This window comes from Thermotoga sp. SG1 (assembly GCF_002865985.1).
Lineage (GTDB): Bacteria > Thermotogota > Thermotogae > Thermotogales > Thermotogaceae > Thermotoga.
Genome location: NZ_LNDD01000002.1, coordinates 144,566 through 156,562, shown reverse-complemented (window position 1 = coordinate 156,562; position 11,997 = coordinate 144,566). Strand labels below are relative to the sequence as shown.

12 protein-coding genes are annotated in these 11,997 nt (G+C 45.8%); 4 read left to right on the top strand and 8 right to left on the bottom strand.

Going from position 1 to position 11,997, the window contains the following annotated elements; translation table 11 throughout:
- Window positions 1-100: 100 nt before the first annotated feature.
- Window positions 101-1,627, bottom strand: a complete 1,527-nt coding sequence (locus AS006_RS02870) for a bifunctional UDP-sugar hydrolase/5'-nucleotidase (protein ID WP_101512870.1) — start codon at window positions 1,625-1,627, stop codon at window positions 101-103.
- 74 nt (window positions 1,628-1,701) lie between these two features.
- Here AS006_RS02870 and AS006_RS02865 point away from each other — a divergent pair, with 74 nt between their 5' ends.
- Window positions 1,702-2,451 carry a radical SAM protein gene (locus AS006_RS02865; RefSeq protein WP_101512869.1) on the top strand — a complete coding sequence of 250 codons (750 nt, stop codon included), beginning with the start codon at window positions 1,702-1,704 and terminating at the stop codon, window positions 2,449-2,451.
- Here the strand turns inward: AS006_RS02865 and AS006_RS02860 are convergent.
- The 3 genes from AS006_RS02860 to AS006_RS02850 all read right to left on the bottom strand — a co-directional run bounded on the left by AS006_RS02860 (window position 2,438) and on the right by AS006_RS02850 (window position 4,922).
- The gene (locus AS006_RS02860) at window positions 2,438-3,199 is read right to left on the bottom strand and encodes a metallophosphoesterase (protein ID WP_101512868.1); all 762 of its coding nucleotides are present in this window, start codon (window positions 3,197-3,199) and stop codon (window positions 2,438-2,440) included. The two genes, AS006_RS02865 and AS006_RS02860, sit on opposite strands and share 14 nt — an antisense overlap.
- Before the next feature lie 33 nt (window positions 3,200-3,232).
- Complete coding sequence (gene gltX, locus AS006_RS02855) at window positions 3,233-4,627, bottom strand: glutamate--tRNA ligase (RefSeq protein WP_101512867.1); 1,395 nt, start codon at window positions 4,625-4,627, stop codon at window positions 3,233-3,235.
- A gap of 94 nt (window positions 4,628-4,721) precedes the next feature.
- Complete coding sequence (locus AS006_RS02850) at window positions 4,722-4,922, bottom strand: cold shock domain-containing protein (RefSeq protein WP_038067352.1); 201 nt, start codon at window positions 4,920-4,922, stop codon at window positions 4,722-4,724.
- Between the two features lie 229 nt (window positions 4,923-5,151).
- On the opposite strand from AS006_RS02850, the gene AS006_RS02845 reads away from it, so the two are divergent.
- Window positions 5,152-6,312: a type III PLP-dependent enzyme gene (locus AS006_RS02845; protein WP_101512866.1), complete on the top strand. Its 1,161-nt coding sequence runs from the start codon at window positions 5,152-5,154 to the stop codon at window positions 6,310-6,312.
- Here AS006_RS02845 and AS006_RS02840 read toward each other — a convergent pair whose 3' ends face one another.
- Genes AS006_RS02840 through minD form a run of 3 tightly spaced genes read right to left on the bottom strand, consistent with a single transcriptional unit; the run spans window position 6,313 to window position 7,819 of the window.
- The gene (locus AS006_RS02840; protein WP_101512865.1) at window positions 6,313-6,711 is read right to left on the bottom strand and encodes a secondary thiamine-phosphate synthase enzyme YjbQ; all 399 of its coding nucleotides are present in this window, start codon (window positions 6,709-6,711) and stop codon (window positions 6,313-6,315) included.
- Window positions 6,712-6,723: 12 nt separating this feature from the next.
- Window positions 6,724-6,999, bottom strand: coding sequence for a hypothetical protein (locus tag AS006_RS02835; RefSeq protein ID WP_101512864.1), 276 nt, complete (start codon window positions 6,997-6,999; stop codon window positions 6,724-6,726).
- Window positions 7,000-7,003: 4 nt separating this feature from the next.
- Window positions 7,004-7,819, bottom strand: a complete 816-nt coding sequence (gene minD / locus AS006_RS02830; protein ID WP_101512878.1) for a septum site-determining protein MinD — start codon at window positions 7,817-7,819, stop codon at window positions 7,004-7,006.
- A gap of 88 nt (window positions 7,820-7,907) precedes the next feature.
- Between minD and AS006_RS02825 the strand changes: the two genes are divergently transcribed.
- Both AS006_RS02825 and AS006_RS02820 read left to right on the top strand, forming a co-directional pair.
- Complete coding sequence (locus AS006_RS02825; RefSeq protein ID WP_101512863.1) at window positions 7,908-10,295, top strand: Lon protease family protein; 2,388 nt, start codon at window positions 7,908-7,910, stop codon at window positions 10,293-10,295.
- Entirely contained in the window at window positions 10,292-11,095 is an 804-nt protein-coding gene (locus AS006_RS02820) for an energy-coupling factor transporter transmembrane protein EcfT (protein WP_101512862.1), read from the top strand. The genes AS006_RS02825 and AS006_RS02820 overlap by 4 nt, the downstream gene beginning before the upstream one ends.
- Here the strand turns inward: AS006_RS02820 and AS006_RS02815 are convergent.
- Window positions 11,048-11,992: an L-lactate dehydrogenase gene (locus tag AS006_RS02815; RefSeq protein ID WP_101512861.1), complete on the bottom strand. Its 945-nt coding sequence runs from the start codon at window positions 11,990-11,992 to the stop codon at window positions 11,048-11,050. The genes AS006_RS02820 and AS006_RS02815 overlap by 48 nt on opposite strands.
- Window positions 11,993-11,997: the final 5 nt, after the last annotated feature.

Below are 11,997 nucleotides of genomic sequence, written 5' to 3'. Positions count from 1 at the left end.
TACCGTGGTTTAGTGAATAAAACTGTGTTGTTGTATGCTTATAATTTTTATACTAAGTCCTCAAGAATGAGAAAAAAATAAAAGGCGGGGAACCCCCGCCTTACTCTCTGATGTACCTCTGTGAATCATCATACTCTTCTATTACACCGTTCAACACATTCTGTATATACTCTATGACGGCGTCTGACATGAGATAACCCGTGTCGTATCCTCCCCATTCTTTTAGCATTGTATAGCCATCTCCACCACCCGCCATGTAGTTGTTCGTCACAACCCTGTATGTTTTTTTCGGATCCAGAGGTTCTCCATTCACCAGAACTTCTACGACCTTTCCGTCTTTGCTCTTCCATGTGAGTCCTGAGACCTGAAGAAACGCTCCCTTCCCTTCCGGTATTGTGGCGGCGTATTCGAGGACTTTCATGATCTGTTCACCGGTGAGTTCCAGCACGTAAAGAGTGTTGCCAAAAGGAAGGACCGTAAGGATGTCCCTCACAGTGACCTTCCCTGGTTTTATAGAGGCTCTTATTCCTCCACCGTTTGTGAGTGCTATGTCTGCTTTTACTTTCCATCTCATGGCATCTGTTATCAGGTTGGCAAGATTTGTAGTTCTCGATCTTACGTGTTCTCTTTCTCCGTCAAGGAAGATCTTTGTCTCTCCGATCACAGTATCGAGTTTTTCATCACCGACTTTCTTGAAATATTCGAGCGCTTTTGCAACGTATCTGTTCTCAAGGTAGGGCTTTTCAACGTACTCGTACTTTCCGTCTCTGTACACCTTCAAATTGACGGGAATGGCCTGCCAGTGCCATGCCACAATTTCTCCATCCTCTACATCCAGATCAAGCCTTCCCACGTATTTCCCATATTCACCCGCAGAAACTATTATCTTCCCATCCACTACCTCCGAGCCAAGGACATGACTGTGGCCCGCCACAACCACGTCTATTCCATCAACTTTCGCCAACTGGTGCGTCGTGGTGATGCCTTCCTTTTCCGGCTCTCCCCAGTCAAGGTGAGCAAGAGCGATCACAACGTCTGCCTGGTTTTTCAACTCAAGTGCTATCTTCTGTGCCACATTCAGGGTGTTTTCAAACTTCAGACCTTCAAGATAGAGGGGCTCAAGGATAGTTGTCTCCTCCGTGGTGAAACCGATTACAGCGACTTTCAACTCACCGAAATCTTTGAGTATGTACGGTGTGAAGAACGGCTCTCCGTTTTCCTTTACGATGTTTGCAGAAAGAAACGGAAAATCAGCGAATTTCATCTGCTTGAGAAGAACGTCCCTCGGATTGTCGAACTCATGGTTTCCTACTGCCATGGCAGAAAGTCCTATCATGTTGTAGCCCACGATGTCCGGTATCGCGTCCTGAAGATCGGACTCAGGAACTCCTGTGTTCAAATCACCTGCGTGAAGGAAGATCACATATCCTCCCTGACCTTCGACTTCTCTTTTCACTTCCTCCACTATCGTCGCGATAGCGGCAAGTCCCCCTATTCCTGGATTTTGATATTCGTCGAATGCCCAGGCGTGTCCATGGGTGTCGTTAACATGAAGAATCGTGAGTCTGACACCAAGAAGGAACACACTGATCAGAAGAACAAGAAACAGTACCAGATACCTTCTCATACCATCACCCCCAGAAATTTTAACTCCAAAATGGTATCATTTTGTATGATCTTCTAAAAAAAGAGGTGTTGTCCGTGACGGTCGATCCATCCCACACGATCCCTGTGAGTGTAACGGGAACGTTTTGCACTCTGAACTGTCCTCACTGCGGTGCTCACTATCTGAAACACATGATCTCCGTTGAGGAGATACCAGTTTACGTAGAAAAAGGCTACAGAAGTTTTCTGATAAGTGGTGGAATGCTTTTTGACGGCTCCATCCCCTTTGATCGATATGAAAATGAATTGCGAGAATACAAGAAAAAGTACGATCTTCTCTACAACTTTCATGTGGGCTTTCAAAAGTCTCATCTGGCAAGAGATCTTGCAGATGTGGTTTCCATGGATTTCTTCGGAGATTCAAGTGTTTTAAAGAAAATCTATCGGCTCGATCTTACACCTGAAGACATTCTGAACATTTCTCGTTTTTACAGGAAAGTGGTGTTCCACATCACAGTAGGAATACTCGGTGGACGGATCAGTCACGAGGAAAAAGCACTGGAGATCCTCTCGAAGGAAACAGATTCCGTAGTTTTGAACGTTTTCATCCCAACATCGAACACTCCGTTTGGCAAACACTCCCCACCGGATCCGAAAGAAATCCTTCGTATCTTCGAAAAAGCAAGAAAACTGTTCAAAACGGTTGTCCTTGGCTGTATGCAACCAAAGGGTGTGTACAGAAAAGATCTTCAAATCATCGTGAAAGATCTGGTCGATGTTGTAACAAAACCTGTCGATGGATCTGGAAAGTTCAAAGGATGCTGTGCCTTTGCTATCTCAGAGTGAATGTGACTTTTCCCGGTCCCATATCGAACGTTTGCCCGAGAGCCAGAACCGTTGCAAGTTCGATCGGAAGACCTTTCTTTACGATCTTTTCTACTGTGGTCTTCACGTCATAGGCCACCCTTATCGTCTCAAAAGAGATCACACCACTTTTGACATCTACAATCATGTAAGAGGCCCTCGGGTCGCCGTCTTTTGGTCTTCCAACACTTCCCGGGTTCAGAATGAGTTTGCCCGAAACCCATCTCACCATAGGAAGATGCGTATGCCCGTTCACGATTACATTTTCTTCGACTTTACTGGCTATCTCTTTCAACCTTTCAGAAGGAGTGTTTGGTTTTACGTACTCCAAAAGTTCGTTGAAGGGACTCCCATGAACAAGGAGAAACCTGACTCCCTCCACTTCGAAACTCATTCTTTTTGGGAGGGATTTCAGGAATTCTTTTGTCTCTTTGGAGGTGTTTTCAATGGACCAATTGAGTGAGATGTCACCCACTTCCGTTTCTCTGCCTGGTGCGTAAGAACATCCACAGCTTTCTTTCGAATAACCCACCGCATCGTCGTAATTTCCCATGATCGTTTTGATGTTTCTTTCCTTCACCAGTTGAACGACCGCCTCAGGGTCTGGACCGTATCCCACAAGATCTCCCAAACAGAAGATCTCGTCCACACCTCTTCTCTGTATATCTTCCAGAACAGCGTTTAGAGCTTCAAGGTTACCATGCACATCACCGAAAAAGGCTAACCTCATTTTCTCACCCCTGTTTGTTTTAACATATGTATTTTACAGATCTTTTAAGAAACGTAAGGTTCTTTCGAGTCTTCTCAGTGTCCTTTCCTTTCCAAGCACCTCTATCGTTTCAAAGAGCCCTGGTGTGACCAGTTTCCCCGTCACAGCTCCCCTCACCAACTGAAAAACCACCTTTTTCGAGGCAATGCCTCTTCCTGCAACCTCTCTCAAAACTCTTTCTATTTGTTCCATGTTCCAGTTGTCCAGTTTTTCCAGTTCTTCCCTCACTTCTTTCAGGATCCTTTCGGATTCTCCTTTCTTCAAGAACTTTTCGATGTAATTTTTTTCGTACTCGTACTCTTCGCTCAAGAACGGATACATGATATCGTACAGTTGAGAGAGTGTGTTCACCTTCTCTCTGCATATACGAAGAGAGTTGAGGAAGTAATCGTCGTCAACATCGGGTATTCTTTTACCCACGTACTCTGCCCATTCTACGAATTCTTTTTTCAGATCGTCCAGTTCGATTCTTCTCATGTGTTTTCCGTTCACCCACTCGAGTTTCTGATAGTCGAAGATCACACCTTTGTTGGAAATATCTCTTGGATCGAAGGACTGGAGCCGCTCTTCTATGGTGAATATCTCGTCTCCTTCTACTTTCCAACCAAGAAGGGCAAGATAGTTCATCAAAGCCCTGCTCAAAATTCCCTCTTTTCTGAAATGCTCAACGGAGGTTGCACCGTGTCTTTTGCTGAGGGGAGTTCTGTCCGGTCCCAGTATGAGAGGAATGTGCATGAAAACAGGTGTTTTCCAGCCGAACGCCTCATAAATCATGATCTGCTTTGGTGTGTTGGAAAGGTGGTCTTCTCCTCTGAAGACATGGGAAATCTCCATCAAATGATCGTCCACCACGACGGCGAAGTTGTACGTAGGAAACCCGTTCGATTTCATGATGATGAAATCCTCTATGGTGGAGTTGTCGAATACCATCTGTCCTTTCAGCAAATCTTCAAATGTGGTCTTTCCTGGAAGGACTTTGAATTTCACTGTGACAGGATGGCCTTTTCTGGCGTACTCTTCGGGATAGTCAAACGTGGAAAACATCTCTCTGGTGGGGTCTTCTTTATCGTATACAACGTAATAGGCCCTTTTTTCTTCCACCAGTTTTCTAGCGTGTTCCCGATAGATATCGAGCCTTTCGCTCTGACGGTACGGACCGTAATCTCCACCCACATCGGGACCTTCATCCCAGTCAAGTCCGCACCATCTCAGAGAGTCAAGGATTTGCCTTTCGAATTCCATGGAACTTCTCTCCAGATCGGTGTCTTCTATCCTCAGAATGAATTTTCCACCCTCTTTTCTTGCGAACATCCAGTTGAAAAGGGCAGTCCTTGCTCCTCCAACGTGAAGGTGTCCCGTTGGGCTAGGTGCAAATCTAACTCTGACCAAATCGAGCACCTCCCGATTTTTTTGAGTCCGATTTCTAATATATCAAAAAAGCCCCGGTGATGAACACCGGGGCCTGGATTGGTTTCGTCCTCGATTATCTAACAGGTCTCACATTGACAGCCTGAGGGCCCTTGGTTCCCTGTTGGACATCGAACTCAACTGGTTCGTTTTCCCTGAGGGTCTTGAAACCATCCATCTGGATCGCCGACCAGTGAACGAAGATGTCCTCTCCGTTCTCCATAGTGATGAAACCGTAGCCTTTCTTAGAGTCAAACCACTTAACCGTACCTCTCATGAAAAAATCACTCCTTTTCAAAATCTTTCCGCTCAATGCGGTACTTCCTAAGTGTACACCCCAGAACACGCTTTGTCAAAACGTTTCTTTTTCTCTCTCAATGAGGAATACCCCGTTTTGTAATACCATCGTTCATTATACGTCAGATCATTTTAACGTAAATTTACTTTTTAAAGAGGACATCTTCCACTATTCTTTATATGCAAAAACCGTTCAGGGAGGATCTGAAATGGAATACTGGGTGCGAAGAGCTCTTGAAGTAGCAAAAACACCGTTTCTTCTTTTTGATCTTTCCGTTGTGGAGAAGAAATTCTTCGAGATGAAAGCAGCGCTGAAGGGTGCCGATATTTACTACGCCGTGAAAGCAAACTCCCATCCCCGTATTCTCTCACTTTTGGCAAAACTGGGATGCAATTTTGATGTGGCATCGAAAGGGGAGATAGAAAAACTCCTTGCCCTCGGAATTTCGGGCAAGCGAATGAGTTTTGGTAACACCATAAAGAAAGAAGAAGACATAGCGTTTGCATACAAAAACGGGATCAGACTTTTCGCTGTTGATAGTGAAATGGAGATAGAAAAAGTAGCGATCAGTGCACCGGGCAGCAAGATCTTTGTGAGAATAGCAACGGATGGATCCGATGCGGACTGGCCCCTTTCCAGAAAATTCGGTACCGACCCGGATCACGCTCTGGATCTCCTTTTCTATGCAGCAAAAATGAAACTGATTCCCTCTGGAGTGAGTTTCCACGTGGGGTCTCAGAATCTGAACCCTGAAAGCTGGAGGAAAGCAATCTCTGTTGCTGGAAAGATCTTCAAAAAAGCCATGAGGTCCGGTTTGAATCTCTTTCTGTTGAACGTCGGAGGAGGTTTTCCGGTTCAACACAGAAAGCCCATCCCAGCGATGGAAGAAATAGGAAGAGTCATCGAAGAAACCATCGATGAGAACCTCTGGTTTGTTCACGGATTGAAACTCATAGCAGAACCTGGAAGATACATGGTGGGAGAAGCAGGTTGGCTGGTCACAAAAGTGCTTTTGAAAAGCGAACGGAATGGAGAAAAGTGGGTCTATCTGGACGCCGGTGCGTTCCATGGCCTTGCCGAAACCATGCAAAACTTCGAGTACGAAGTGAGGGTGCTGGGAAAAGAAAACGACGAACTGGAAGAGTATCATCTTGCAGGACCAACTTGCGACAGTGTTGACGTTATATACGATAAGATCCTTCTTCCAAGGACCATCACTTTGAACGATCTTGTCTGCTTTGTCAATGCAGGAGCGTACACAGTGGAGTACAACACGTATTTCAACGGAATAGAACCACCGAAAATGGTGTTTGTGGAGGAACTCACTGAGATTTCTCTGGAAGAGAAGATGAAGGCAAATCTTCTCTGATCAGTCTTCTATAACTTTCACATAGACGCTTCTTGTCCTTGGACCATCGAACTCGCAGAAATAAATCCCCTGCCATGTTCCAAGCAGTGGCCGGCCGTTCTCTATTATGAGTGTAACGGATGAGCCAACGAGAGAAGCCTTTATGTGGGAATCTGCGTTTCCTTCAAGGTGCGTATAATTCGCCGCGGCAGGAACGAGTTTTCCAATCGTGGTCATTATATCGTGTCTTACACTTGGATCCGCGTTTTCGTTTATCGTAACACCCGCGGTCGTGTGTGGAACAAAAACCACACAGATGCCGCTTTTCACCTTCGATTCTTCTATCGCCCGAATAACCTCTGAAGTGATATCGATGAACTGAGTACGGGAGGAAGATCGTATCGTCAACTTTTTCATCATATTCTACACCCCCTACTTGAAGAACACGTTTGTGATTATAACAACGTGGCCTTCCCTTTCTTCCAGGTCTATCTTTATCTTGTCTTTTTCCACGTTGAACGTTTCAGAGAGCCAACTTGCGATCCTCTCCTTTATCTTGTCGGAGTTTTTATCGAGGACTTCCTTTGGAATGATCTCCGTTATGTTCATTTGCTTTCTCTTCGTCTGTCCGACGATTTGCTCCAGCCTTTTTCGGGCGGTGTCCCTGCTTTTTCTCTTCTTTCCAAACTCCCAGAACAGAAACTTCATCGTATCATCCCCTCTTGAATTTTGAGAAGAAATCCTTTAGAGAATCAAAGAACCCCCTGGATACGGTTGCGAAATCCTCTTCCAGAGGCACCCTATCTCCCCGTATTCTCCTTGCGAGATTTTCGAAGTTTTTGGAAATCCTGGAACTCCCGTTCAAAGAAACAGGTGTTCCAGTGTTGGAAGCGATGATGATCTCCTCAGAATCCGGTATAACGGCTATGATTTCCAAAGAGAGGGTGTGTTTGATGTCATCCGTGGTGAGCATCTCTCCTTTCTTCACCATGTGTGGCTTGAATCTGTTGATCACGACGTGAATCCTATCATCCGAGAAGCCGAAATTCTCCAAAAGTCCTATCACCCTGTCTGCGTCGGAGATGGCGGGAACCTCCGGGGTGGTGACCACCAGGATTCTTTCAGCCGGTGCCACAGCGTTTCTAAATCCCCTCTCAATACCCGCCGGGGAATCGATGATTATATAGTCAAAATTAGGCACCAGTTCTTTGACGATCGATTTCATATCTTCAGGAGAGACCATCTCTTTTGTGGCGATTTGAGAAGCAGGAAGAAGGTAGAGGTTTTTCAGTACCTTGTGCCTGACCAGGGCCTCCTGGGGGGAGACCTTTCCGTTCACCACATCGATCAGCGTGTAAACTATTCTGTTCTCAAGGCCAAGTACTATATCGAGGTTCTTCAAGCCTATGTCCGCATCGATCAGGCAGACCTTTTCTCCAAGTTTTGCAAGGGCGCATCCAAGGTTGGCGGTGACGGTGGTTTTACCCACCCCTCCTTTACCGGAAGTCACCACTATGATGTTTCCCATCAATCCCACCCTTTCTCGTTTCAACTGAGTCACTTCCTCTTCGAATATTGTACAATAAAATGTGATCACGCAAAAAAGGGGTGACATTATGATCAGAAAACTCAAACCGGAAGAAATAAACAATTTCGACCTTGATTTCATGAATTTCCGCACCACAGAGGAAATTCCCCCCAATGAAGGGTTCATAGGTCAGAAGAGAGCAAGAGAAGCCATAGAGATGGGAATAAAGATCAGGGAGAAAGGCTACAACGTGTTCGTCACCGGTGTCACTGGAACAGGACGACGCACATTCGTTCAGATGATGCTTCAAAATGCAGCGAAAAACCTTCCCATTCCAGAAGACTGGGGCTATGTTTACAACTTCGAAAATCCTTATGAACCGAGGGCGATATCCTTCAAACCCGGTCAGGGCAGGATCTTCAAGAAAAGGCTCGAGGATCTGATAAACGAAGTGGTGGAAGTCCTGAACAAAGCCTTCGAGAGCGAGGAATTCGCCAGGAGGATCTCCGAGATAGAAGAAAGATTCTCCCGTATGAGAAAGGAACTTTGGGAAAGTCTCGAAGCAAGGGCAAGAGAACTTGGTTTTATGGTTCAACTGACACCCGCTGGAGTCGTGATGCTCCCCGTGGTGGATGGTAAACCCCTTTCACCGGAGGCAGTAAACGCTCTACCAGACAGCGCAAAAAGGGAAATCGAGGAAAGACAGATGAAACTGAAACACCTTGTCGATGGTACGCTCTACAGGATCAGAAAACTGGACATAGAGTTTAGAAAATCCCTCGAAGAGTTTCACAAAAGAACTGCTCTTTTCGCTATAGAACCCCTCTTTTCTGAAGTAGAGAGCGAATTCGAAGGAGAAACGATAAGGAAATTTCTTGAGGATATAAAGAAAGACATAATGGAGAACCTGATCGATTTTTTGAAAATGGACGCCAAAGAAAGAAAAGAAATCTACATGAGAAAGTATTCCCTGAACCTGATCGTGGACAACTCTGGTCTGGATGGTGCACCCGTGATTTACGAAACGAACCCCACGTACTCCAACCTGTTTGGGAAAATAGAGTACTACGTGAGAGGGGGATTCCTTCAGACCGACTTCACGATGATAAGATCCGGAAGTATTCACAGAGCAAACGGTGGCTTTTTGATCCTCGAAGCAGAAAGGCTCTTGAGTCAACCCTATGTATGGCACAATCTGAAGAGAGTTCTCTTAGAAGGGCAAATCGGTGTGGAAAACCTGGAAACCACTCTCGGAATTTCCAACACCATCACGTTGAAGCCCGATAAAATCCCTCTTAACCTGAAAGTTGTCGTCATAGGAACACCCTATCTTTACGAACTTCTCTACGAGCTGGATCCGGATTTCAGGAAACTGTTCAAAATAAAGGCGGAGTTCGACTGGGAGATTCCCAGAAATGAACTCAACGTTCAAAAGTACACATCCTTCATATCTGCCGTTTGCCGGGAGAAGAACCTGCCTCATTTCGACAGGGGAGCCGTAAAAAGAGTTATCTGGTATGCCATGAGGCACGCAAAAGACAGCACCAAACTCTCCGCAGTTTTTGGAGACATTGTGAACCTCATAGTTGAATCCGGTGAACTGGCAAGGATGGATGGTTCAACAGTAACCACATCCTCGCACGTCATCAGGGCCTTCGACGCGATGGAGAAAAGGAAGAACCTTCTTGAAGAAAAATACGACGAAATGATAAAGAAATTCGATCTCATGATCGAGGTAACCGGATCAAAAGTTGGTCAGGTTAACGGTCTGACGGTACTCGATCTTGGAGATTACTCTTTTGGAGTGCCTGTGAAGATCACGGCGAAGGTTTATCTTGGAAGACCAGGTGTTGTGGACATTCAAAGAGAAGCAGATCTCAGCGGAAAGATCCACAGCAAGGCGGTGTTGATACTGGAAGGATTCCTTGGAAGCAGATACGCTCAGGAATTCCCTCTTTCTGTGAGTGCGTCCATCAGTTTTGAGCAGGTCTACAGTGAAGTAGAAGGAGACAGTGCTTCTCTTGCGGAAACACTCGCACTTCTTTCAGCCATTTCCAAAGTCCCCATAAAGCAGGGAATAGCTGTAACGGGTTCTATAAACCAGCATGGAGAAGTCCAGCCGGTTGGAGGAATAATCGAGAAGGTTGAAGGATTTTTCAGGGCTTGCAAGAGCCGGGGTTTCGATGGAGAGCAGGGTGTGATCATACCGAAGTCCAACGCAAAGAATCTTGTGTTGAAGGATGAGATCATCCAGGCTGTGAAAAAAGGACTCTTCCACATATGGACCGTAGAAACGGTGGATGACGCGATAGAGATCGTAACGGGAATGAAAGCAGGAAAACTCACCAGAACGGGTAAATTCGAAAGAGGCAGTTTGAACTACTTGGTCTATCGTGAACTGAAAAAGATGAAAAAACTCCTCGACGGTTCCTACGAGGAAAGAAACAAAATGAAAAAGAAAAAGGGCAAAAAATGAGGTTACCAACGGTTCTCATCGGAAGGTACGTTCCAGCAAACTCGATCGTACACAAAATCGATCCACGTGCAAAACTTCTGGGTATGATTCTTCTGATAACTTCCATTCTCATCGTGCCCAGTCTTGTCTTTTACATCGTTCCTGGAGCGGTTGTTCTTCTGCTGATACTTCTCAGCAAAACTGGGTTCAGGATATATCTTGCAGGCTTGAAAAGCCTATGGTTTCTGATAATTTTCGCTGTGGTGGTACAGTTTCTCTCACCCCAGGATGGCAGAAAGATCATCTGGTTTATAACTGACAAGGCGATCCTGTCGGCCGTATACATACTCTTAAGACTGCTTTTGATCATTCTTCTTGCGGAGAACTTCTCTGCCACCACCCCTCCCTTGATGACAGCCCGGGCGATAGAGAGTCTTTTTTCGCTTCTTGGGGCAAGAAAACTGGGCCATGAGATCGGCATGGTGATGACGATCGCTATGAGGTTTGTTCCCATTCTAGCTCTGGAAGCAGACAGGATACTGAAGGCCCAGATATCCAGAGGGGCTAATTTTGAAAGGGGAAGATTCATCGACAGATTGAAAGCCCTCATAGTGATCATCGTTCCTTTGCTAGCTTCTGCTCTGAGAAAGGCAGAAGAACTCGCAACGGCAATGGAAGCCCGCCTTTACACGGGAGAGCCTCCCAGGGTAAAGTACAGAGACATAGAGTGGAAAGCTGCTGATACTCTGTACGTTCTGTTTACCCTGTGTGTTTTACTCTTTGTTCTCTTCAGCCAGAATCTCTTCAATGGCGTTCTTTAATATTTTTGCTGATTCTCTGAAGGCTTTCAGTTCCTCATCGTTCAACTCAAGTTCCAAAATCCTCTCCACACCATGTCTACCAAGAACTGCAGGAACGCTGATACACACGTCCTGTATTCCAAGGTAATCTTCAAGGTACACTGAAAGCGTCAAAACTCTTTTCTCATCGAAGAAAATCGTTTCCACGATGTCTGTTACCGCAAGGGCAATAGCATAATGTGTTGCCCCCTTTCTTTCTATGATCTCATACGCTGCTCTTTTTGTCTTCTCTGCGAACTCTTCAAGGATATGAGAATCGCACCTGTTGCAGATCTGACACATGTTTCGAAGAGGTATACCACCGATCATGGCACCGCTCCAGATTGGAACCTCAGAATCACCGTGTTCTCCTATCACGTATACGTGAACGCTTCTTGGAGAAAAACCACAGTGCTGGGCAATCAGGGTTCGAAGTCTTGCGGTATCAAGAACAGTTCCCGATCCAAAAACCTTCCTTGGGTCCATACCAGATTCCTTGAGGAAAAAGTAGGTTAGCACGTCAACCGGGTTTGTAACAACTATGACAATAGAGTCAGGAGCGTATTTTGAGACATTTACGGCAATCTCTTTCATCACCCTGGCGTTTCTTCCAAGAAGCTGAAGCCTGGTTTCTCCGGGCTTTTGTGGAACACCCGCAGCAACCACTATCACATCGGCTCCTTTCAGGTCTTTATAATCTCCTGCGTAGATGTTCGTACGCCTTGTGAACGGTGTTCCATGTATGAGGTCGAGAGCGTCTCCTTCGGCTCTTTTTCTGTCGACGTCGATCAGCACCATTTCCCTTGCCAGTCCTTTCATCAAAAGGGCAAAAGCGGTACTGGACCCCACTCTTCCAAGACCAACGATACCTATCTTCATGGATA

Excerpts from the sequence above, each read along its gene's own strand:
- AS006_RS02820 (WP_101512862.1), top strand. The coding sequence starts at position 10,292 with ATGAGGTTACCAACGGTTCTCATCGGAAGGTACGTTCCAGCAAACTCG.
- AS006_RS02845 (WP_101512866.1), top strand. The coding sequence starts at position 5,152 with ATGGAATACTGGGTGCGAAGAGCTCTTGAAGTAGCAAAAACACCGTTT.
- AS006_RS02840 (WP_101512865.1), bottom strand. The coding sequence starts at position 6,711 with ATGATGAAAAAGTTGACGATACGATCTTCCTCCCGTACTCAGTTCATC.
- AS006_RS02815 (WP_101512861.1), bottom strand. The coding sequence starts at position 11,992 with ATGAAGATAGGTATCGTTGGTCTTGGAAGAGTGGGGTCCAGTACCGCT.
- AS006_RS02860 (WP_101512868.1), bottom strand. The coding sequence starts at position 3,199 with ATGAGGTTAGCCTTTTTCGGTGATGTGCATGGTAACCTTGAAGCTCTA.
- minD (WP_101512878.1), bottom strand. The coding sequence starts at position 7,819 with ATGGGAAACATCATAGTGGTGACTTCCGGTAAAGGAGGGGTGGGTAAA.
- AS006_RS02835 (WP_101512864.1), bottom strand. The coding sequence starts at position 6,999 with ATGAAGTTTCTGTTCTGGGAGTTTGGAAAGAAGAGAAAAAGCAGGGAC.
- AS006_RS02870 (WP_101512870.1), bottom strand. The coding sequence starts at position 1,627 with ATGAGAAGGTATCTGGTACTGTTTCTTGTTCTTCTGATCAGTGTGTTC.
- AS006_RS02850 (WP_038067352.1), bottom strand. The coding sequence starts at position 4,922 with ATGAGAGGTACGGTTAAGTGGTTTGACTCTAAGAAAGGCTACGGTTTC.
- AS006_RS02825 (WP_101512863.1), top strand. The coding sequence starts at position 7,908 with ATGATCAGAAAACTCAAACCGGAAGAAATAAACAATTTCGACCTTGAT.